22 protein-coding genes are annotated in these 20,323 nt (G+C 53.3%); 9 read left to right on the forward strand and 13 right to left on the reverse strand.

Annotated elements, in window-relative coordinates; all coding sequences use genetic code 11:
- Positions 1-39: 39 nt before the first annotated feature.
- The 3 genes from lpxM to znuA all read right to left on the reverse strand — a co-directional run bounded on the left by lpxM (position 40) and on the right by znuA (position 3,421).
- A complete protein-coding gene (gene lpxM / locus RIN69_RS13295; protein ID WP_313852361.1) occupies positions 40-1,014 on the reverse strand; it encodes a lauroyl-Kdo(2)-lipid IV(A) myristoyltransferase in 975 nt (324 codons plus the stop codon).
- Positions 1,015-1,136: 122 nt separating this feature from the next.
- Positions 1,137-2,459, reverse strand: a complete 1,323-nt coding sequence (gene mepM / locus RIN69_RS13300; protein WP_313852363.1) for a murein DD-endopeptidase MepM — start codon at positions 2,457-2,459, stop codon at positions 1,137-1,139.
- 14 nt (positions 2,460-2,473) lie between these two features.
- Complete coding sequence (gene znuA / locus RIN69_RS13305) at positions 2,474-3,421, reverse strand: zinc ABC transporter substrate-binding protein ZnuA (protein WP_313852365.1); 948 nt, start codon at positions 3,419-3,421, stop codon at positions 2,474-2,476.
- A 78-nt stretch (positions 3,422-3,499) separates the two neighbouring features.
- Between znuA and znuC the strand changes: the two genes are divergently transcribed.
- Together znuC and znuB are read left to right on the forward strand one after the other, a co-directional pair.
- Complete coding sequence (gene znuC / locus RIN69_RS13310) at positions 3,500-4,255, forward strand: zinc ABC transporter ATP-binding protein ZnuC (protein WP_313852366.1); 756 nt, start codon at positions 3,500-3,502, stop codon at positions 4,253-4,255.
- Entirely contained in the window at positions 4,252-5,037 is a 786-nt protein-coding gene (znuB, locus tag RIN69_RS13315; protein ID WP_313852369.1) for a zinc ABC transporter permease subunit ZnuB, read from the forward strand. The genes znuC and znuB overlap by 4 nt, the downstream gene beginning before the upstream one ends.
- Positions 5,038-5,083: 46 nt before the next feature.
- Here the strand turns inward: znuB and ruvB are convergent, their stop codons facing one another.
- The 6 genes from ruvB to aspS form a co-directional block, all read right to left on the reverse strand.
- Positions 5,084-6,085, reverse strand: coding sequence for a Holliday junction branch migration DNA helicase RuvB (ruvB, locus tag RIN69_RS13320; RefSeq protein WP_313852371.1), 1,002 nt, complete (start codon positions 6,083-6,085; stop codon positions 5,084-5,086).
- An 8-nt stretch (positions 6,086-6,093) separates the two neighbouring features.
- Positions 6,094-6,708: a Holliday junction branch migration protein RuvA gene (gene ruvA, locus RIN69_RS13325; RefSeq protein ID WP_313852373.1), complete on the reverse strand. Its 615-nt coding sequence runs from the start codon at positions 6,706-6,708 to the stop codon at positions 6,094-6,096.
- 73 nt (positions 6,709-6,781) lie between these two features.
- The gene (ruvC, locus tag RIN69_RS13330) at positions 6,782-7,306 is read right to left on the reverse strand and encodes a crossover junction endodeoxyribonuclease RuvC (protein ID WP_313852375.1); all 525 of its coding nucleotides are present in this window, start codon (positions 7,304-7,306) and stop codon (positions 6,782-6,784) included.
- A 43-nt stretch (positions 7,307-7,349) separates the two neighbouring features.
- On the reverse strand, positions 7,350-8,093 hold the full coding sequence (locus RIN69_RS13335; RefSeq protein WP_313852376.1) for a YebC/PmpR family DNA-binding transcriptional regulator: 744 nt from the start codon (positions 8,091-8,093) through the stop codon (positions 7,350-7,352).
- A 26-nt stretch (positions 8,094-8,119) separates the two neighbouring features.
- A complete protein-coding gene (gene nudB, locus RIN69_RS13340) occupies positions 8,120-8,554 on the reverse strand; it encodes a dihydroneopterin triphosphate diphosphatase (protein WP_313852378.1) in 435 nt (144 codons plus the stop codon).
- Between the two features lies 1 nt (position 8,555).
- On the reverse strand, positions 8,556-10,334 hold the full coding sequence (gene aspS / locus RIN69_RS13345; RefSeq protein ID WP_313852379.1) for an aspartate--tRNA ligase: 1,779 nt from the start codon (positions 10,332-10,334) through the stop codon (positions 8,556-8,558).
- Between the two features lie 322 nt (positions 10,335-10,656).
- Here aspS and RIN69_RS13350 point away from each other — a divergent pair, with 322 nt between their 5' ends.
- The 4 genes from RIN69_RS13350 (at position 10,657) to cmoB (ending at position 13,774) form a co-directional block, all read left to right on the forward strand.
- Positions 10,657-11,481 (forward strand): DUF72 domain-containing protein, encoded by an 825-nt coding sequence (locus RIN69_RS13350; protein WP_313852380.1) that lies wholly within the window; start codon positions 10,657-10,659, stop codon positions 11,479-11,481.
- 106 nt (positions 11,482-11,587) lie between these two features.
- A complete protein-coding gene (locus tag RIN69_RS13355) occupies positions 11,588-11,983 on the forward strand; it encodes an MAPEG family protein (RefSeq protein ID WP_313852381.1) in 396 nt (131 codons plus the stop codon).
- 85 nt (positions 11,984-12,068) lie between these two features.
- Positions 12,069-12,809, forward strand: coding sequence for a carboxy-S-adenosyl-L-methionine synthase CmoA (cmoA, locus tag RIN69_RS13360; RefSeq protein WP_313852383.1), 741 nt, complete (start codon positions 12,069-12,071; stop codon positions 12,807-12,809).
- Complete coding sequence (gene cmoB, locus RIN69_RS13365; RefSeq protein WP_313852385.1) at positions 12,806-13,774, forward strand: tRNA 5-methoxyuridine(34)/uridine 5-oxyacetic acid(34) synthase CmoB; 969 nt, start codon at positions 12,806-12,808, stop codon at positions 13,772-13,774. The genes cmoA and cmoB overlap by 4 nt, the downstream gene beginning before the upstream one ends.
- Before the next feature lie 148 nt (positions 13,775-13,922).
- Here the strand turns inward: cmoB and RIN69_RS13370 are convergent, their stop codons facing one another.
- Complete coding sequence (locus RIN69_RS13370) at positions 13,923-14,771, reverse strand: hypothetical protein (RefSeq protein ID WP_313852386.1); 849 nt, start codon at positions 14,769-14,771, stop codon at positions 13,923-13,925.
- A 197-nt stretch (positions 14,772-14,968) separates the two neighbouring features.
- On the reverse strand, positions 14,969-15,721 hold the full coding sequence (cutC, locus tag RIN69_RS13375; protein ID WP_313852388.1) for a copper homeostasis protein CutC: 753 nt from the start codon (positions 15,719-15,721) through the stop codon (positions 14,969-14,971).
- An 88-nt stretch (positions 15,722-15,809) separates the two neighbouring features.
- Here cutC and RIN69_RS13380 point away from each other — a divergent pair, with 88 nt between their 5' ends.
- Positions 15,810-16,952 (forward strand): MalY/PatB family protein, encoded by a 1,143-nt coding sequence (locus RIN69_RS13380; protein WP_313852389.1) that lies wholly within the window; start codon positions 15,810-15,812, stop codon positions 16,950-16,952.
- Here RIN69_RS13380 and RIN69_RS13385 read toward each other — a convergent pair.
- Entirely contained in the window at positions 16,949-17,515 is a 567-nt protein-coding gene (locus tag RIN69_RS13385; protein ID WP_313852391.1) for a VOC family protein, read from the reverse strand. The genes RIN69_RS13380 and RIN69_RS13385 overlap by 4 nt on opposite strands.
- A gap of 304 nt (positions 17,516-17,819) precedes the next feature.
- Between RIN69_RS13385 and RIN69_RS13390 the strand changes: the two genes are divergently transcribed.
- Positions 17,820-17,942, forward strand: coding sequence for a hypothetical protein (locus RIN69_RS13390; protein WP_313852394.1), 123 nt, complete (start codon positions 17,820-17,822; stop codon positions 17,940-17,942).
- A 204-nt stretch (positions 17,943-18,146) separates the two neighbouring features.
- Complete coding sequence (gene argS / locus RIN69_RS13395; RefSeq protein ID WP_313852396.1) at positions 18,147-19,877, forward strand: arginine--tRNA ligase; 1,731 nt, start codon at positions 18,147-18,149, stop codon at positions 19,875-19,877.
- Positions 19,878-19,933: 56 nt separating this feature from the next.
- Here argS and flhE read toward each other — a convergent pair whose 3' ends face one another.
- Positions 19,934-20,317: a flagellar protein FlhE gene (gene flhE, locus RIN69_RS13400; RefSeq protein WP_313857742.1), complete on the reverse strand. Its 384-nt coding sequence runs from the start codon at positions 20,315-20,317 to the stop codon at positions 19,934-19,936.
- Between the last annotated feature and the right edge of the window lie 6 nt (positions 20,318-20,323).

The following is a 20,323-nucleotide window of genomic DNA, read 5'->3' on the forward strand; positions in this document are numbered from 1 at the left end:
CCGACACCCGGCATCAGCCGCAAACAACTCCCCGCTGGCTTATTTCTTCGGGAAAAGCTCGTCGCGTTGATACGGCTCCTGCTCACCCTCTTTACGGGTTTTTAGCAGTTTAAGAATCCAGGTGTACTGCTCCGGATTTGGTCGGACAAAGATTTCGACCTCTTCATTCATCCGACGCGCCAGCGTTTTATCATCCGCCTCAAGCAAATCATCCATTGGCGGACGGATATGCACATGCAGCTTATGCGTTTTGCTGTCATAAACCGGGAACAGCGGCACGACTTTCGCCCGGCACACTTTCATCAGACGGCCTATCGCCGGCAGCGTTGCCTTATAGGTGGCAAAGAAATCGACAAATTCACTGTGTTCCGCGCCGTGATCCTGATCGGGCAAGTAGTAGCCCCAGTAGCCCTGACGCACTGAACTGATAAACGGCTTGATGCCGTCATTACGGGCATGCATCCGGCCACCAAAGCGGCGGCGTACTGCATTCCACATATAATCAACCAGCTCATTGCGCTGGTTGTGGAACATCGCGGCCATTTTCTGGCCTTCTGACGCCATCAACATCGCCGGAATATCGACCGCCCAGCCATGTGGCACGAGGAAAATTACGTTCTGCTGTTCAGCACGCAAGCCCTCAATAATCTCTTTGCCGTGCCACTCAACGCGGTCACGCACATGTTCTGGCTTGCGCAGCGCCAGCTCGGCCATCATTACCATCGACTGCGGCGCCACCGCAAACATCTGGTCAATAATCGCTTCACGCTGCTGTTCTGGCAGCTCTGGCAGGCAGTAAAACAGATTGATTTGCGCACGACGGCGCGCACTGCGGGCAAACTTACCGGCGGTGCGCCCCAGCCCACCTAAAATAGGGTCACGGACGCGCGCAGGCAGCATCGCCATACCGGCACAAGCACCTATTGCCAGCCAGACACCCCAGTATTTCGGTTTAAGGAAAGCCTTTTGAAAGACGGGAATAAATTCAACACTACTTTTTTTTCTGTTTTCCATGCACTCGCCTCAAACAATAACCGGCTAATGATAGTGCTGACAGGCAAATTTGCAATCATTCCCGAACACAGACGAAAAAAAACCGACAGCCCGCGCCGTCGGTTTTTTACTGCATGCCGGACTTAGTTCAGTCTCAGCTGCGGAACCACCTCTTTGACCTGCGCCAGATAATCTCTGCGATCCTTACCTGTCAGTCCTTCAGAGCGCGGCAGTTTTGCCGTCAGTGGGTTAACGGCCTGGTTATTAATCCAGATTTCATAATGCAGGTGCGGACCGGTTGAACGCCCCGTGTTGCCGGACAGCGCAATACGATCGCCACGCTTCACCTTGTCGCCTGGCTTGACCAGCAGTTTTTTCAGGTGCATATAGCGCGTCATATACTGACGACCGTGGCGGATTGCCACATAGTTACCGGCTCCACCGCTGCGCTTCGCCACCACCACTTCACCATCACCCACCGCCAGCACTGGCGTGCCGACCGGAAGGGCAAAATCGACGCCCTTATGCGGCGCAATACGGCCGGTCACCGGGTTAAGGCGACGTGGATTAAAGTTTGAGGAGACGCGATACTGCTTAACGGTTGGGAAACGCATAAAGCCACGCGCCAGGCCAGAACCGCTGCGATCGTAGAATTTGCCGTCTTCGGCACGAATCGCGTAGTAGTCTTTGCCGCCGGTATTCAATCGAACGCCTAACAGATGGCTCTGTTCACTTTTGCCATCCATCATTTCGCGTGACATTAATACCGAGAATTTGTCACCGCTGCGCAGTTTGCGGAAATCCATTTGCCACTGCATTGCCTTGATCACCGCACTGGCTTCGCCGCTGCTCAGCCCGGCTTTACGCGCGCTGCTGACAAAGCTGCCGTTCACCGTGCCGCTGAGCACGCTGTTTTTCCATTCGCCCTGCTGCATTTCGCTGGTGGCTTTAAAACCATTGCCGGAGCGATCATAGGTACGGGTTTCACGGCGCGACATTTCCCAGGTCATACGCTGTAGCTGACCATCGTCAGTCAGAGTCCAGGAAATTTGCTGGCCGATTTTCAGATTACGCAGGTCTTTATCCGCTTTAGCCAGCTGGTTGATATCAGACATATCAATACCGTACTGATTAAGGATACTGCTCAGGGTGTCGCCTGTAGAGACGGTATAATCGTGAGTGCCCGACTCATTCTGAACATCTTCATCGATTTCGTCTTTGGGAATATCTTCTTCCGGGGCCGGAGTCGGCTGATCGATCGGTTCACTGGCTTCCGGCAGCAAGGTACGCAGCTCGCTTTTTTCCAGTTCAATATGCTTAACGATCGGGTTTTCGCCGGGATGATAAACGTAAGGCCGCCAGACAGCGACGGCCAGTGTAACGACAGTAAGCGACCCCAGCATGATGCGGTGGGGACGTGGTAAGTTGTTGAACGCCATGGCGACAGAGCGGGCTATCTGCTGCACTATTTACTATTCCTCTATGCTCCTTTCAGGCAGCTCACATACTGGCTCGACAGCTGTGAGAGGAATTTCACATAGCTGTCTTTAGTTAAGCTGATACCCATCCCCAACGGATCCAAGGTGCCTTTTCGCACAGAAGTTCCGCGGGCGACGGCATCGATGACGGCCGGCCTGAATTGTGGTTCAGCGAAAACGCAAACGGCTTTCTGCTCAACCAACTGTGTTCGTATTTGATGTAATCGCTGGGCACCAGGCTGGATCTCAGGATTCACGGTAAAATGCCCTAAAGGCGACAGCCCGTAGTGTTTTTCAAAGTAGCTGTAAGCATCATGAAAAACGAAATATCCCTTCCCCTTCACTGGCGCAAGCTCGGAACTAATCTGCTGGTCAAATTTCGCCAGGCTAACCTCAAAGTTCTGTAGGTTGGCGTCTAGTTTGTCCTTGCTTTGCGGCATAAGTTCCAATAATTTTTGGTGGATTGCAACCGCAGATTGCCTTGCTATTTCTGGGGATAACCAGAGGTGCATATTATATTCACCGTGATGATGGTGATCGTGCCCCTCTTCATCATGGTCTGCATGGCCATCTTCATGATGTTCATCGTCTTCAGCACCGCGAATCAGCAGCGGTTTAACCCCGGTTAAAGCAGCCAGCTCGAGGTTCTTTTTCGCCGGTAAACCGCTGGCGGATTTGGTTAAAAAAGCTTCCATTTCAGGGCCGACCCACACCACAAGATCCGCGCTCTGCAAGCGTTTGACGTCGGATGGACGCAGTGCGTAGTCATGCTCTGATGCACCATCAGGCAGCAGCACTTCGACCGGCGTAACACCGTCGGCAATCGCCGCTGCGATAAAACCGAGTGGCTTAATCGAGGCCACTACCGCAGCCGAGGCAGGCATAGCAAGCGAAGCGGTAAAACCCAGGGTCAACAGGGCAGTCATAAAGCGGTTTTTATTGTGTAACATAATGCGTCAATCCATCGTGGTTAGCGGAAGTAGTGTGATATTATAACATTCGATATCTTCTGCAACCTGTAATCGATAATGTCCTCACTTGTAACGCTGGAAAACATCTCGGTGACCTTTGGTCAACGTCGCGTGCTGTCTGATGTTTCACTTAAGCTGGAACCCGGACGCATTCTGACGCTGCTTGGCCCAAACGGTGCCGGAAAATCTACGCTGGTACGCGTAGTGCTGGGGCTTATTGCCCCTGGTTCAGGCAAACTGGACAGACCCAACGGTTTGCGCATTGGCTATGTGCCGCAAAAACTGCACCTCGACTCCACGCTGCCTCTGACGGTTGATCGCTTTATGCGGCTGCGTCCGACGGTCAAAAAAGCCGATATTCTGCCAGCCCTGAAGCGGGTACAGGCCGGGCATTTACTTGAATACCCACTGCAAAAACTCTCCGGCGGTGAAACTCAGCGCGTACTGCTGGCGCGGGCGCTACTGAATAATCCGCAATTATTGGTGCTGGACGAACCTACCCAGGGTGTTGACGTTAACGGCCAGGTCGCGCTGTATGATCTGATCGATCAGCTGCGCCGCGAGCTTAACTGCGGCGTGCTGATGGTTTCACACGATCTGCATCTGGTGATGGCGAAAACCGATGAGGTACTGTGCCTGAATCACCATATCTGCTGTTCCGGCACGCCGGAAGTGGTGTCGCAGCATCCGGAGTTTATTTCGATGTTTGGCCCGCGCGGAGCCGAGCAGCTGGCTATTTATCGCCATCACCATAATCATCGTCACGATCTTCAGGGACGCATTATTCTGCGTAAAGGACAGGGCCCGTCATGATTGAACTGTTACTGCCTGGCTGGCTGGGCGGCATCATGCTGGCACTGGCTGCTGGCCCGCTTGGCTCATTCGTTGTCTGGCGTCGGATGTCTTATTTTGGCGATACGCTGGCACACGCTTCCCTGCTGGGGGTGGCCTTTGGCCTGCTGCTGAATATCAATCCTTTTTATGCCGTTATTGCCGTCACCCTGCTGCTGTCGCTCGGGCTGGTATGGCTGGAGCGTCGTCCGCATCTGGCGATCGACACCCTGCTGGGGATCATGGCGCACAGCGCGCTGTCGCTGGGTCTGGTGGTCGTCAGCCTGATGTCTAATGTGCGGGTTGATCTAATGGCTTACCTGTTTGGCGATCTGCTGTCAGTTACGCCGGTCGATCTGATCGCCATTGCTGCCGGGGTGGCGTTGGTGCTGGCGATTCTTGCCTGGCAGTGGCGCGCGCTGCTGTCGATCACCATCAGTCCGGAAATGGCGCAGGTAGACGGTGTGAATATTCAGCGCACCAAACTGCTGCTGATGTTGGTAACCGCACTGACCATTGGCGTCTCAATGAAGTTCGTTGGTGCGCTGATCATCACCTCGCTGCTGATTATTCCGGCGGCAACCGCGCGTCGTTTTGCCCGCTCGCCCGAACAGATGGCGGCCGTAGCCGTGGCAATTGGCGTTATGGCGGTAACCGGTGGCCTGACCTTCTCGGCGTTTTATGACACGCCAGCCGGTCCGTCAGTAGTGCTGTGTGCAGCAGCAATGTTTGTGCTGAGTATGGTGAAGAAGCCGGCCGTGTAGTCGGCGTTTATCTGCGGGCGGCTGAACATTCTCGCCGCCCGTAAAATTATTCGCGGGTAATACCAAAGTGTTTATAAGCATGCTGGGTGGCAATACGACCACGCGGAGTGCGTTGAATAAAGCCCTGTTGAATTAGATAGGGTTCCAGCACGTCCTCAATGGTTTCACGCTCTTCACCAATTGCCGCCGCCAGGTTATCCAGCCCTACCGGGCCGCCGGTGAATTTATCAATGATCGCCAGCAGTAATTTCCGGTCCATATAGTCGAACCCTTCGGTATCGACATTCAGCATATCCAGCGCTTTAGCGGCTACGTCACCACTTAACTCGCCATTGGCACGCACTTCTGAGAAGTCGCGTACGCGACGCAACAGGCGGTTGGCGATACGCGGCGTTCCACGCGCACGCCGGGCAATTTCCAGTGCTCCCTCAGCGCTGAGATCCAGCCCAAGACAGGCGGCGCTGCGTCCGACGATATGCTGTAAATCCTCAACCCGGTAAAACTCCAGGCGCTGCACTATGCCGAAGCGGTCGCGCAGTGGTGACGTCAGTGAACCGGCGCGGGTAGTCGCACCAATCAGGGTAAAGGGAGGGAGATCGAGTTTAATTGAGCGGGCCGCCGGGCCTTCGCCGATCATAATATCCAGCTGATAATCTTCCATCGCCGGATAAAGCACCTCTTCAACCACCGGCGATAACCGGTGAATTTCATCGATAAACAGCACGTCGTGGGGTTCGAGGTTGGTCAGCATTGCCGCCAGATCCCCGGCTTTTTCCAATACCGGACCGGAGGTGGTACGCAGATTCACCCCCATCTCATTAGCGACAATATTCGCCAGCGTGGTTTTTCCCAGCCCTGGCGGGCCAAAAATCAGCAGGTGATCCAGCGCATCACCACGCATTTTCGCCGCTTTAATAAAGATCTCCATCTGCTCGCGCACCTGCGGCTGACCAACATACTCTGCCAGCAGCTTAGGACGGATGGCGCGGTCAATCACCTCTTCTTCGGTGATAGCGCCCGGCGATACCAGACGATCGGCTTCAATCATGCTTTACCTCAAATAGCTGCGCGCAGGGCTTCACGGATCAGCGTTTCACAGTCGGCACCAGCACGGCCTACTTTACTGATCATTTTGCTGGCTTCCTGCGGTTTGTAGCCAAGGGCGACCAGTGCGGAGACCGCCTCACCCTCTGCATCATTAGCGGCAGGTGCCGGGCTTTCACTGGTCAGCGCGAAGGTCGAATCCGCAGAGAACAGATCGCCATGCATACCTTTAAAGCGATCCTTCATTTCCACCACCAGGCGTTCGGCGGTTTTCTTGCCGACACCCGGCAGCTTCACCAGCGCGGCAATCTCTTCGCGTTCGACAGCGGTCACAAACTGCTGCGCCGACATACCAGACAGGATTGCCAGCGCCAGTTTTGGCCCGACGCCGTTAACTTTGATCAGCTCGCGAAACAGCGCTCGCTCTTGCTTGCTGTTAAAACCAAACAGCAGCTGCGCATCTTCACGCACCACAAAGTGGGTGAAGATAATCGCTTCGTGGTTCAGTTCAGGAAGCTCATAAAAACAGGTCATCGGCATATGCACTTCATAACCCACGCCGCTGGCTTCAATTAATACCTGCGGCGGCTGTTTCTCAAGAATAATGCCTCTCAGACGACCTATCACGTTTGCTTCCTTTGGATAATGAGGGAATATGGCTGTTTATAACATAAAAAAGGCTGGATGAATATCCAGCCTGTCAGGGACGCAGACGCCCGCGTGTCAGCTGCAATCGAGTTTCACTCAGCCTGCTGGCGTTCTGACTGACGTGACAGTGGGTGATAGCAATTGCCAGTGCATCGGCGGCATCGGACTGTGGATTAGCCGCCAGTTTAAGTAAGGTGCGCACCATATGCTGCACCTGACTTTTCTCGGCGCTGCCGATACCGACCACCGTTTGTTTCACCTGACGCGCGGCATATTCAAACACCGGTAAATCCTGGTTTACCGCCGCGACTATCGCGGCTCCGCGTGCCTGTCCCAGCTTCAGGGCTGAATCCGCATTTTTCGCCATAAATACCTGCTCAATGGCGAAATACTCCGGCTGAAACTGCGTAATAATTTCGCTGACGCCCGCGTAAATCAGCTTCAGGCGCGACGGCAGATCGGTAACGTTAGTACGAATACAGCCGCTACCGAGATAAGTCAGCTGCCGCCCCACCTGTCGAATCACACCGTATCCGGTCACGCGTGAGCCAGGGTCAATACCCAGAATAATTGCCATCACGCGCCTCCGGTGGTGTGCAGTAACATGCCAGTCAACGCCATTACAGCGTAGCCGCCACCTCATCAGAAATTTCACCGTTATGGTAAACTTCCTGCACGTCGTCGCAGTCTTCCAGCATATCAATCAGGCGCAGCAGTTTCGGCGCGGTCTCTTCATCCATATCGGCCTTGGTCGAAGGGATCATGGAGACTTCAGCAGAATCTGCCGTCAGACCGGCGGCTTCCAGCGCATCTTTCACCGCGCCCAGCGATTCCCAGGCGGTGAAGACGTCAATTGCGCCGTCATCGTAAGTCACTACGTCGTCAGCACCGGCTTCCAGCGCAGCGTCCATCACGGTATCTTCATCCAGGCCAGGTGCGAAGGTGATCACCCCTTTTTTAGTGAACAGATACGCCACGGAACCGTCGGTTCCGAGGTTGCCGCCAGTTTTGGTGAAGGCGTGACGCACTTCAGATACGGTACGATTACGATTATCACTCAGACATTCAACCATCACGGCAGTGCCGCCAGGGCCGTAGCCTTCGTAGATGATAGTTTCCATGTTGCTGTCATCATCACCACCGACACCACGCGCTACCGCACGGTTCATGGTATCGCGCGTCATGTTGTTAGACAGCGCTTTATCCATTGCCGCACGCAAACGTGGGTTGGAGTCCGGATCGCCACCGCCAAGCTTAGCGGCAGTCACCAGCTCACGGATGATCTTGGTGAAGATTTTACCGCGTTTGGCATCCTGTGCCGCTTTGCGATGTTTAGTGTTCGCCCATTTACTATGGCCTGCCATTTTTCGCTTTCTCCTCGAAACAAAACTTAAATCACAAATTCTTCTATCGCCTGGCGATTACTCCAGGACTTGGTCAGCAGCGCGGCGTCGCAGGCTTCGAGCCACTGAAAAGCCAGATGCTCGCTAATCGCCACTTCCCGTTCCGTCGGCAGCGCCAGCGTGAACCAGTGCTCGCGGCAGTGGGTCACATCCGGCGCATAGCGATGGCGAAAGTGCGGAAAGATTTCGAATTCTATCTGACGCTGGCAGTCAACCAATGTGAGCTGTTCAGCGTTGATATCAATTGCCACTTCTTCCTGCACTTCGCGCAGCGCGGTTTGCACCGGCATTTCATCCTGTTCAAGGCTGCCGGTAACCGATTGCCAGAACGCCGCATCGTCACGCCGCTGTAGCATCAGCACCCGCCGGGTGTCGCGGGCGAAGATCACCACCAACACCGAGACGGGCTGCTTATATGCCATATCAGTTGCTCTCAGGCTTTTCCTTCTTCACCACCTGAATGCCCAACTCTTCCAGCCCAGCCGGGTTGGCGAAACTTGGTGCTTCGGTCATCAGACAAGCCGCTGCCGTGGTTTTCGGGAAGGCAATAACATCACGGATATTGTCGGTGCCGGTCAACAACATCACCAGGCGATCCAGACCAAATGCCAGACCGGCGTGCGGCGGCGTACCGTACTTCAGTGCATCCAGCAGGAAGCCGAACTTCTCGCGCTGCTCCTGCTCGTTAATACCGAGAATGCTGAACACCGTTTGCTGCATCTGGCTGTTGTGGATACGTACGGAACCGCCACCCACTTCATAACCGTTAATCACCATATCGTAGGCGTTCGCAATCGCCGTTTCCGGCAGATTTTTCAGCTGTTCCGGCGTCATATCTTTTGGCGCGGTAAACGGATGATGCATCGCCGTCAGGCCGTCTTCACCATCATCTTCAAACATTGGGAAGTCAATTACCCACAGCGGTGCCCAGCTGCCATCCTGAGTGATTTTCAGATCGCGACCGAGTTTCAGACGCAGTGCGCCCAGCGCATCAGTCACCACTTTAGCGCTATCCGCACCAAAGAAAATCATATCGCCATCGGCAGCGCCGGTGCGCGCCAGAATCGCTTCAACGATCTCAGCGTTAAGGAATTTAGCGATCGGGCTCTGAATACCTTCCAGGCCATTAGCACGCTCATTAACCTTAATATACGCCAGACCTTTAGCACCGTAGATCTCAATAAATTTGCCATATTCGTCGATCTGCTTGCGGCTCAGGGTCGCGCCACCCGGCACGCGCAGCGCTGCTACGCGACCTTTGGCATCATTCGCCGGGCCGGAGAACACCTTAAACTCAACCGCTTTCAGCAGGTCAGCAACGTCCACCAGCTCCATCGGGTTACGCAGATCGGGCTTATCTGAACCGTAGCGGCGCATTGCTTCTGCAAAAGTCATCTGCGGGAAATCACCCAGCTCAACGCCTTTAACATCCAGCCACAGTTCGCGTACCAGACGCTCCATCGCTTCACGCACCTGAGGCGCGGTCATAAAGGAGGTTTCGACGTCGATTTGGGTAAATTCTGGCTGACGATCGGCACGCAGATCTTCGTCACGGAAACATTTCACAATCTGATAGTAGCGGTCAAAGCCGGACATCATCAGCAGCTGTTTAAACAGCTGAGGTGACTGCGGCAGCGCATAGAACTTGCCTTTATGTACCCGGCTTGGCACCAGATAATCACGTGCGCCTTCTGGCGTTGCTTTGGTCAGCATGGGCGTTTCGATATCGAGGAAGCCGTTATCGTCCATAAAGCGACGCACAAAGCTGGTGATTTTCGCGCGCGCTTTCAGTCGGTTAGCCATATCCGGGCGACGCAGATCGAGATAGCGATATTTCAGACGCGCTTCTTCACTGTTTTCGTGGTTAGAATCCAGCGGCAGCGGCTCAGAGCGGTTGATAATGACTAAATCGGTGGCGAAAACTTCAATCTCACCGGTAGCCATATCGCTGTTTTTATTCTTCTCATCACGCGCACGCACGGTGCCGGTAATCTGAATGCAGAATTCGTTACGCAGTTCAGAAGCCAGGTTGAATGCATCCTGACGGTCTGGGTCGAAGAACACCTGAACGATGCCTTCACGGTCGCGCATATCAATAAAGATCAGACTGCCCAAATCGCGGCGACGATTGACCCAACCGCACAGTGTCACTTGCTGGCCTACATGAGACAGATTGATCTGTCCGCAATACTCAGTACGCATAACGATATCCTTTTAACTTCATCGCTGCTGCACGCGCAGCATTTAAGTCGTCTTTTGATAGTACCCATCTGGCAATAATCAGCTAATTACCAGACACGTCGGGCAGACGCTGCCCAGAAAAAGGCAGGCATTATAATGTAAAATCGCCAGTGCGATAAGAGCTGAGCGCCACAACCGCGCCAGATCTCAACGATTGATGCTCGCACACCGGGGTTTATCAGAAAAAACTAACAAAATTCGCCGCATCACGACACCTTTATGGTCGCCTGATGCGCGCTTTATCGCTAATCTCTCTCTTTTGCCTGACATTTCGGAGACGGAGATGAAACCGTTATACCTCGGTCTGCCGCAGTGGCAGCATCCGCAGTGGAAAAAGCTGGGAATCGTCACGCTGGCGGATTACGCCCGTTATTTTAATTGTGTTGAAGGGAATACTACCCTGTATGCGCTGCCTAAGCCGGAAATTGTCCTGCGCTGGCGCGATATGACCGATGACGATTTTCGCTTCTGTTTTAAATTTCCCTCCACCATCAGCCATAAGGCGGCGTTGCGCGGCTGTGATGACCTGACCGAGGAGTTTTTCCGCACGCTCGATCCACTCGCCCGGCGTATTGGTCAGTACTGGCTGCAACTTCCTTCGGCTTTTGGTCCGGATGAGCTGCCAGCGCTGTGGGCATTTCTTGATAAACTGCCGCAGGCGTTTCAGTATGGCGTTGAAGTGCGCCATCCGGCTTTCTTTGCCAAAGGCGAGGCCGAACAGGCGTTTAACCGTGGATTACATCAGCGCGGCGTCAATCGGGTGATTCTGGACAGTCGACCGGTGCACGCGTCAACTTCATCGTTGGCGGCAGTCATTGATGCCCAGCGAAAAAAGCCCAAAGTGCCGCCACATGCGGTAATGACCGCCAGCAATCCGATGATACGCTTTATCGGCGGCGAAGATCCCGCGGCTAACCTGCCGTTTTTCGCCGCATGGCTGGCAAAATTGCCCGCATGGCGCCAACAAGGGCAGCCGTGGCTGTTTATTCACACTCCCGATATTGGCGAAGCGCTGACGCTGATTCAGTTCCTGTGGCCACACCTGCAGCAGGCGATGCCTGAGATTGGCTCTGCCCCGGACTGGCCACAACAGGCTCAGTTATTTTAGCGGCTGACTAAAGAAACCCTAAACTGTTACCGCGTTGTCCGGCGACACCTTTACAATTCCCGGCTATGATGTGCGCAGCAACAACTTTTCCTTACTGGAGTTCAGCATGGTCAGCGCGCTTTATGTCGTGCTTGGGGCACTGTTTTTAATCAAATTGTCCATTGATGTGATCCGTTTGCGCCGTCAGTATCGCGTCGCACATGGCGATGGTGGATTCTATGAATTACAAATCGCAATGCGTATTCACGGTAACGCAATGGAAAATATCCCCATTGCGCTGTTACTGCTGGTAATGATGGAGATGAACGGCGCAGATATCTGGATGTTGCATCTGTGTGGGCTGTTTTTCTTCGCGGGCCGCGCCATGCATGGCTGGGGAATGCATCACAGTATTATGTACTGGCGTCGTAATGGCATGCTGATAACCGGTCTGGCGTTAATCGGCATGGTTATCTGTAATCTCCTGTTTATGCCATGGGATCTGATTCTTACTCTGCGATAATTGACCTGAAATGGCAGAAAAGGTGCAGCCCGCGCCGCTTTCTGCCAAAATAGCGCCCTTTCCGTTGTTCACCGGATTTACCGTTATGTCTAACCGCGATACGCTTTTCTCCGCGCCAATAGCAAAGCTTGGTGACTGGACCTTTGATGAGCGCGTAGCTGAAGTTTTCCCTGATATGATTCAGCGCTCGGTGCCAGGCTATTCCAATATCATTTCGATGATTGGCATGCTGGCCGAACGCTTTGTGCAGCCACACAGCCGGGTTTACGATCTTGGCTGTTCACTGGGTGCCGCGACTCTGTCAGTACGCCGTAATATTCAGGCCGAAGGTTGTCAGATTATTGCCGTCGATAACTCACCTGCGATGGTAGAACGCTGCCGTCGCCATATTGACGCCTTCCGTGCCGACACGCCGGTAGAGGTAATTGAAGCGGATATTCGCGCAATTAATATCGAAAATGCCTCTATGGTGGTACTGAATTTCACCCTGCAATTTCTTGAGCCTGACGAGCGTCAGCAACTGCTGAATACTATCTATCAGGGGCTGAAACCTGGCGGCGCGCTGGTGCTGTCTGAAAAGTTCAGCTTTGAAGATCACCAGGTTGGCGAGCTGCTGTTTAATATGCATCATGATTTTAAACGCGCCAACGGTTACAGCGAGCTGGAAATCAGCCAGAAACGCAGCATGCTGGAAAACGTTATGCTGACCGACAGCGTCGAAACCCATAAACAGCGTCTGCATAACGCCGGTTTCGAACATGCGGAACTGTGGTTCCAGTGTTTTAACTTCGGCTCACTGATTGCCGTCAAAGCGAGTGATGCATGATCGATTTCGGTAACTTTTATCAGTTAATTGCTAAAGGCCCACTGGCGCCATGGCTGGAAACGCTGCCGGCGCAAATTGCCAGCTGGCAGCGGGAAAATCTGCACGGCCATTTTAAAAACTGGCATAAAGCAGTGGAATATTTACCGCTGCTGGAGCCGGAACGCCTTGATTTGCTGCACAGCGTCAGCGCGGACACCAGCAACCTTACCGACCGTCAACGTGCCGGTATCGACAAATTGCTGCGCAACCTGATGCCGTGGCGCAAAGGCCCTTACTCGCTCTATGGCACCGAAATCGATACCGAGTGGCGCTCTGACTGGAAATGGCAACGGGTCTTACCGCATATTTCACCGCTGGCTGGCCGCACGGTGCTGGATGTTGGCTGCGGCAGCGGCTATCACATGTGGCGTATGCTGGGTGCCGGCGCGAATTTTGTTGTCGGTATCGATCCGATGCAATTGTTTCTCTGCCAGTTCGAAGCGGTACGAAAATTACTCGGTAACGATCAACGTGCGCATCTGTTGCCGCTGGGTATCGAGCAGCTGCCAGAATTAAAAGCCTTTGATACCGTGTTCTCGATGGGCGTGCTCTATCATCGCCGGTCGCCACTGGATCATCTGTTCCAGCTCAAAAACCAGCTGGTCAGCGGTGGTGAGTTAGTGCTGGAAACGCTGGTGATTGAGGGTGATGACCAGGCGGTACTGGTACCGGGCGAGCGTTATGCGCAGATGCGAAACGTTTACTTTATTCCGTCGACCGGCGCGTTAAAAAACTGGCTGGAGAAGTGTGGTTTTGAAGATGTCCGCGTCGTCGATTACTCCGTCACCAGCACCGATGAACAGCGCAGAACCGACTGGATGACCAGTGAATCGCTGGCAGAATTTCTTGATCCTGAGGATGCAACGAAAACTGTTGAAGGTTATCCTGCCCCGCTGCGGGCGGTACTGGTAGCCAGAAAGCCATAAATCAGTTGGGCCGGATAATACCGGCCTCATTTTTATCGTTTCGACAACGCAAGTTTTGCGGCAAAATCGATAAACACACAGCCCCAGCCCGACCGCCCCCCTACTGTCCAAATCTTAACCAGCTATACCATGCACGCAGTAAACACCACTACTTGTTTTCCTCATCCCAGTACTCAAAGCGATACGCCGCGCTCAGGTTACGTTTGACGGTTAATTTGTCCATAACTTCGGTTTCACGCGAATAACTCAGCGTACAGTTACCGATATCATCCCATGACTGGCACTCATCAATTGCGGTAATCACGCCAACTGGCGTAGTGGTGACACTGTGCAGCCGCAGCTCACGATTCTGTTTATCGTAGGTGTATGTCTCTTTGCTTTTCGCCGAGGTAGTGGTTGATACCTGCCCTTTATCGTTCCACTGATAATGATATTCGCCATTGGTCAGATTATCGGTGCCGCGCGCCACGCTTTTCAGCAGACGAAGATTGTCATCGTGGCTGTAGGTCGTCTCGGTAAAACCTTTTTCACCCATACTGGTAAAGATATCGGTAGCGCTGGTGATATTGCCCCTTTTTCCCACCTTGTAGTTAATGATGCCCTGCTTATTACTGACTTCAACAGCTTTACCCTGTTGCTGAACCATTATCGAGTAAGAGTATTCTGCCTGCCAGCCATCGGTCACGCGCGCAATATGCTGCTCCATCTTTAGCTGCACATTGCCTTCATTTTTGTCATAGCTGATATCGGCAACGGTCAGATTACCGCAGCGATCAAATTGCCCGAGCAGGCGCTTTTGCAGATCGACATCTTTACCAAACTCGCCAACCACGAACTGCCGTACTTCACCTTTCGAGGTGCCGCCCAACATAATCACGCTGTTACTGTCATTTGCTGCCTTGCTATCAGCCGGGCACGGCTCCGCGCCACTGACATTAAAACTCAGTGGCGCACTCAAGGCGATGATGCTCAGACAAGCTGGAATAGTTCTGTTCATTATGCTCTCCGGACGTCTGAACTCCCTGATGATTAAGCTATAAGTATAGCGATAACCGCTTTCAGCAGAGCGGTTTTTTTCGCTGAAGAAGCCAGACTCGCGACATAAAAAAAGCCCCAGCAAAATGCTGGGGCCTGGTACTTGCAAACATCACGCCTGTGTAACGGCGTGCTGCGCGGCAAAAATCGGTTTGATTGTCAGGCGACCCGGACGGCGTTCATATTGATAATGCCCTTCATCGCTTCGACCACATCGCCGTCGACACAATAACGGCTGAATTCATCGGTTTCGGCGTCTGAACACATTGAAACACCCGCTTTCCGGTAACGCATTGGCGATGGCACCAGACGACTGGCCGAGCTGTGCAGCTCTTTAATGCCCACGTCGAGGAACTTTTGCAGGTTACTAAGCCTGACTCCAGCACCCGCCATAATCATTGGACCTTCACTGATATGCGTTAGTTCCTTAAGTAATGCAATTCCGCTTTCAGCACTCTGTTGCTGGCCCGAAGTCAGAATGCGCGCAACCCCCAGGTCGGTCAACTCATCCAGCGCGCGTTTCGGGCTGTGGCACAGGTCGAAAGCGCGATGGAAGGTCACCGCCATCTCGCCGCACAGCGCCATAATCTGGCGCATTTTCACCATATCTATATGGGCGTCTTCATCCAGCATGCCAATCACTACGCCGGGAAAACCCAGCTCACGAATGGCCACCACGTCAGATTTCATCGCGTTAAATTCCGCCAGGGAATAACAGAAATCGCCGCCGCGAGGACGCACAATTGGATGAACCGGGATGGTCAACTGTTCACGCGCCACTTTAAGACTGCCGTAAGATGGCGTCAGCCCTCCCTCTTTCGGTGCGGCACAGAGTTCAATGCGATCCGCTCCGGCCTGCTGAGCGGTTATCGCGCAATCCACTCCGTAGCAGCATACTTCCAATTTCGTCATCGCATCCTCCTGTTTAATGACTGCTGGCTGGTTTTCAGATTCTCGGTTAGGCTGGCTTTTGCTGGTTATATTAACGGGAATCTTCATCATGGCATTCAATTTTGATCAATGGATAGACCGACGTCACAGCGATAGCGTTAAGTGGCATAAATATGGCGATCGTGACGTATTGCCATTATGGATCGCCGACAGCGACTTTCGCTCCCCGGACTGTATCATTGACGCATTACAGCAGCGCGTCGCACACGGTATATTTGGCTATGGCGACACACCGCATGAACTGATTAATATCGTGATACAACGAATGGCTGAGCGCTATGGCTGGCAGGTGGAAGCGGACTGGCTGGTGTTTTTGCCGGGTATCGTCAGCGGACTGAACCTCTGCGTACGTTCTTTTACCGACGCCAGCCAGGGCACTATTGCGCCAACCCCAATCTATCCGCCGTTCCGTCTGGCGGCAAAACTGGCCGAGCGCTCCCAGCTGAATCTGCAACTGCGGCTGGAACAGGGCCGATGGCTGATGGATCTGGAAGCGGGTGCCGCACAGCTCTCAGGCAATGAGAAATTGCTGATGTTGTGTAATCCGCAGAATCCTGGCGGCACGGTGTATCGCCGGGATGAGCTGGAGGCACAGCTGGCATTTGCACAGCGTCATGATTTAATTGTCTGTTCCGATGAGATTCACTGCGATTTGATCCTCGAACCTGGCGTGCAGCATATTCCGTTTGCTTCGCTTAGCGAAGACGCGGCGCAACGTTCAGTGACGCTGCTCTCGCCGTCAAAAAGCTTTAACATCGCCGGATTGGGCGCGTCACTGGCCATTATCCCCAATAAAGCGCTGCGTGAACGTTTTAATCGCCAGCGCAAAGGCATGGTACCGGAAACCGATATTCTGGCGCGGGTGGCGGCAACAGCTGCCTGGCGCGACGGGCAGCCCTGGCTTGATGCCCAACTGGATTATCTGCGCGGCAATCGCGATCTGTTGGTTGAGCGCGTCAATGCCATCGAAGGATTATCGCTGGCTTCGCCGGAAGGCACCTATCTTGGCTGGATCAATGCGCAGCAACTGCCGGTCGCCAGTCCGGCGCTGTTTTTTGAAAACCACGGCCTCGGTTTTTCTCCGGGACGTGATTTTGGCGATGACGGCTTTGTGCGCTTTAACTTTGGCTGTACCCGCGCCACGCTGAATGAAGCCATCAGCCGCATGGAGCGCGCAGTCAGTACGCTTTAATCACGCTGTTCGCTGGCAACTATTTCCTTCAGGCTCCAGGGATGGAACTTGATGGTAATTTTGCCATCGGTTACCGCCAGCGTGGGATTAGGCAGGCGTTCACCCTCCCCGTGCGGAGAGCTGGATTTAATTGAAATATTAGGTTGCGCTAACCCTTCGTCAGACAGCAACGCCAGCGCACGTGCGCCCAGCGTCTTCACATCGCCACGCAGCACAATTTCAACATGCTCCCAGCCCTCATGGCGATACAGCTTATTACCGGGCCACGGCAGTTCAATAACGTTTAATTGCCAGCTGCCAATCTTTAACGGTTCTCTTAACTCAAACAGACAGATCGCCCGGCCATTAATTTGATTCTCCGAGAACAGCTCTCCAATCTGCAAAAAGCCGCTTTTCCAGCGCTCTGCCGTGGTGTTCTGATGGCAGCGCACTGAAATATGATCGGCTTCAAGCTGGGATAACTCCAGCCCTAACAGCTGAGCTAACTGCTCCAGTGCCTGCGCGAAGCGTGGTAAGTCTTCCGCCAGGTCCTTAAGTTCCTCTACACAATTCAGTGGCAACACATTTTCTCCAGATAATGAGTAATTGTCTTATTTATTAACTGCCCGCCACACAACGCTCGCAAGCAGTAAAGATATAAAAAAACCGTTTATCGTCAATTATATTTATCAGTTAATCTAAAAGAGTGTCAATCTTGCAACTTACTGACTTTTTTAACCTTATAAACGTAATTTTTTAACTTTTAATATCATGTTATTTAAGAATATTCCTGAGAATGTCAGCCAAATCCTAAATTGTAACTTATTGTTTGCCTTGAATCTTATTTTCTTATAGATTGCGACCACCATCTCACAAGGAATAACACATATGTTTATGTTAATCGTGGTCGCAATCTTAATCGCGCTGATGGGCTTTGCTATTATTCGTCACTGGAAGATGCGTAATAACAAGCTGGTCGTCAACCCACACCGCCAGTCCCGTCGTCGTTAAGAATTCGTGTATTTGATGGAAACATGAACATCGTTGTTTCCATCACACCACCAGCTGCTGACGCCTCGATCCAAATACAGTATACTTTTCCCCTTATTTTTCCGCGGCGCCATTGTACAGCATCACGATTAGCTGTCAGGTGACGCGATGACAATGGCTCGATCTGCCAGCAGACGAGCCTTTTCAGCATATTAAGGTATCCCGGTGAATATTCAGGCTCTTCTTTCAGACAAAGTCAGTCAGGCGATGGTCGCTGTTGGCGCGCCAGCAGATTGCGAACCACAGGTCCGCCAGTCGGCAAAAGTCCAGTTTGGTGACTATCAGGCTAACGGCATCATGGCCGTGGCAAAGAAACTGGGGCAGCAGCCACGACAACTGGCAGAACAGGTGTTACAGCATCTCGATCTGAATGGAATTGCCAGCAAAGTTGAAATCGCCGGTCCTGGCTTTATTAACATTTTTCTTGACCGTCAGTGGCTGTCACAGCAAGTTGATGCCGCCGTCAGCGATCCGCGTCTCGGCGTTGCCCGCCAGCCAGCACAGACCATCGTTATCGACTACTCAGCGCCAAACGTGGCAAAAGAGATGCACGTCGGTCACGTCCGCTCAACCATTATCGGTGATGCCTCGGCGCGTACGCTGGAGTTTCTCGGCCATAAGGTTATTCGCGCTAACCACGTCGGCGACTGGGGTACCCAGTTCGGCATGCTGATTGCTTTCCTCGAAAAACAGCAGAACGAACAGCATGGCGATATCGCGCTGGCCGACCTGGAAAACTTCTATCGTGAAGCGAAAAAGACCTACGACGAAGACGAAGAGTTCGCGGTGCGCGCCCGTAATTACGTGGTGAAGCTGCAGAGCGGCGATGAATATTGCCTGGCAATGTGGAAAAAGCTGGTCGATATCACCATGACGCAAAACCAGCTGGTCTACAACCGCCTGAATGTGACGCTGACCCGTGATGATGTGATGGGTGAAAGCCTGTATAACTCAATGCTGCCGGGCATTGTTGCCGATCTGAAAGCAAAAGGCCTGGCGGTTGAGAGTGAAGGCGCCACCGTGGTGTTCCTTGATGAGTATAAAAACAAGGAAGGCGAACCGATGGGCGTGATCATCCAGAAAAAGGATGGCGGCTACCTGTACACCACTACCGATATCGCCTGCGCCAAATATCGTTACGAAACGCTGCACGCCGACCGTGTGCTGTATTACATCGATTCACGTCAGCATCAACACCTGATGCAGGCGTGGACCATTGTGCGCAAAGCCGGTTATGTACCGCAGAGCATTCCGCTGGAACACCATATGTTCGGTATGATGCTGGGCAAAGATGGTCGTCCATTTAAAACCCGCTCCGGCGGCACCATCAAGCTGTCCGATCTGCTGGATGAAGCGGTTGAACGCGCCACCAAACTGGTCGGCGAGAAAAATCCGGATATGCCTGCTGAAGAACTGAAAGCACTGGCGAATACCGTCGGTATCGGCGCGGTGAAATATGCCGACCTGTCAAAAAGCCGCACCACCGACTATATCTTCGACTGGGACAATATGCTGGCCTTCGAAGGTAACACCGCGCCTTATATGCAATATGCCTATACCCGCGTACTGTCGGTGTTCCGTAAGGCTGGCATCGGGTTAGCCGACGTTAGCGGATCCGTAAACATTACCGAAGATCGTGAAGCAGCACTGGCGGCGCGCCTGCTGCAATTTGAAGAGACCATTTTGCAGGTGGCACGCGACGGTATGCCGCATGTGATGTGTGCTTATCTGTACGATCTGGCAGGATTGTTCTCAGGCTTTTATGAGCATTGCCCGATTCTGGCGGCAGAAGATGAACAAACGCGTCAGAGCCGTCTGAAACTGGCGCTGCTCACCGCGAAGACGCTGAAGCAAGGCCTGGATACACTCGGTATTGAAACAGTAGAACGGATGTAAACAGCCGCTATTTCTTAGGGGCGGCGAAAACGTCGCCTCTAAAAAACGCCCCGGGATTACTGCTGGTAATTCACCATTACCTGATTGCTTAATACCCTCAGCACCGGAAATAACCGCCCCTTCCCTTCGACATAAAACACAAAACGCAGACTCTCGTTAGCCGGTACATTGCTCAGGCCGCGCGTCGATCCGCTGCTGCCTTCTATTGCCACACAGCGGCTAGCCGAGCATAGCCGGACCTGCATCCCGGCTGGTGTCGGCCCGGTCAGCTGATATTGCCAGTACACTGCCGTCATCATACCCGCTACCGGCGCAGGTGGCGACAATGCCGGTGAAGAGGCCTGCACGCCGCGCTGACTCAGCGCCGCACCGGTTCCGCTGGCGCTCCAGCCGCCGGAAGCCGCCAGCGCAAGGGTCGGCAGCCACAGCATACTTAACACTGTCAG

Origin of the sequence: Winslowiella toletana (assembly GCF_032164335.1) — a bacterium.
Classification (GTDB): Bacteria; Pseudomonadota; Gammaproteobacteria; order Enterobacterales; family Enterobacteriaceae; genus Erwinia; species Erwinia toletana_A.

Excerpts from the sequence above, each read along its gene's own strand:
- lpxM (WP_313852361.1), bottom strand. The coding sequence starts at position 1,014 with ATGGAAAACAGAAAAAAAAGTAGTGTTGAATTTATTCCCGTCTTTCAA.
- znuA (WP_313852365.1), bottom strand. The coding sequence starts at position 3,421 with ATGTTACACAATAAAAACCGCTTTATGACTGCCCTGTTGACCCTGGGT.
- znuC (WP_313852366.1), top strand. The coding sequence starts at position 3,500 with ATGTCCTCACTTGTAACGCTGGAAAACATCTCGGTGACCTTTGGTCAA.
- znuB (WP_313852369.1), top strand. The coding sequence starts at position 4,252 with ATGATTGAACTGTTACTGCCTGGCTGGCTGGGCGGCATCATGCTGGCA.
- ruvB (WP_313852371.1), bottom strand. The coding sequence starts at position 6,085 with ATGATTGAAGCCGATCGTCTGGTATCGCCGGGCGCTATCACCGAAGAA.
- ruvC (WP_313852375.1), bottom strand. The coding sequence starts at position 7,306 with ATGGCAATTATTCTGGGTATTGACCCTGGCTCACGCGTGACCGGATAC.
- RIN69_RS13335 (WP_313852376.1), bottom strand. The coding sequence starts at position 8,093 with ATGGCAGGCCATAGTAAATGGGCGAACACTAAACATCGCAAAGCGGCA.
- nudB (WP_313852378.1), bottom strand. The coding sequence starts at position 8,554 with ATGGCATATAAGCAGCCCGTCTCGGTGTTGGTGGTGATCTTCGCCCGC.
- aspS (WP_313852379.1), bottom strand. The coding sequence starts at position 10,334 with ATGCGTACTGAGTATTGCGGACAGATCAATCTGTCTCATGTAGGCCAG.
- RIN69_RS13350 (WP_313852380.1), top strand. The coding sequence starts at position 10,657 with ATGAAACCGTTATACCTCGGTCTGCCGCAGTGGCAGCATCCGCAGTGG.
- RIN69_RS13355 (WP_313852381.1), top strand. The coding sequence starts at position 11,588 with ATGGTCAGCGCGCTTTATGTCGTGCTTGGGGCACTGTTTTTAATCAAA.
- cmoA (WP_313852383.1), top strand. The coding sequence starts at position 12,069 with ATGTCTAACCGCGATACGCTTTTCTCCGCGCCAATAGCAAAGCTTGGT.
- cmoB (WP_313852385.1), top strand. The coding sequence starts at position 12,806 with ATGATCGATTTCGGTAACTTTTATCAGTTAATTGCTAAAGGCCCACTG.
- RIN69_RS13370 (WP_313852386.1), bottom strand. The coding sequence starts at position 14,771 with ATGAACAGAACTATTCCAGCTTGTCTGAGCATCATCGCCTTGAGTGCG.
- cutC (WP_313852388.1), bottom strand. The coding sequence starts at position 15,721 with ATGACGAAATTGGAAGTATGCTGCTACGGAGTGGATTGCGCGATAACC.
- RIN69_RS13380 (WP_313852389.1), top strand. The coding sequence starts at position 15,810 with ATGGCATTCAATTTTGATCAATGGATAGACCGACGTCACAGCGATAGC.
- RIN69_RS13390 (WP_313852394.1), top strand. The coding sequence starts at position 17,820 with ATGTTTATGTTAATCGTGGTCGCAATCTTAATCGCGCTGATGGGCTTT.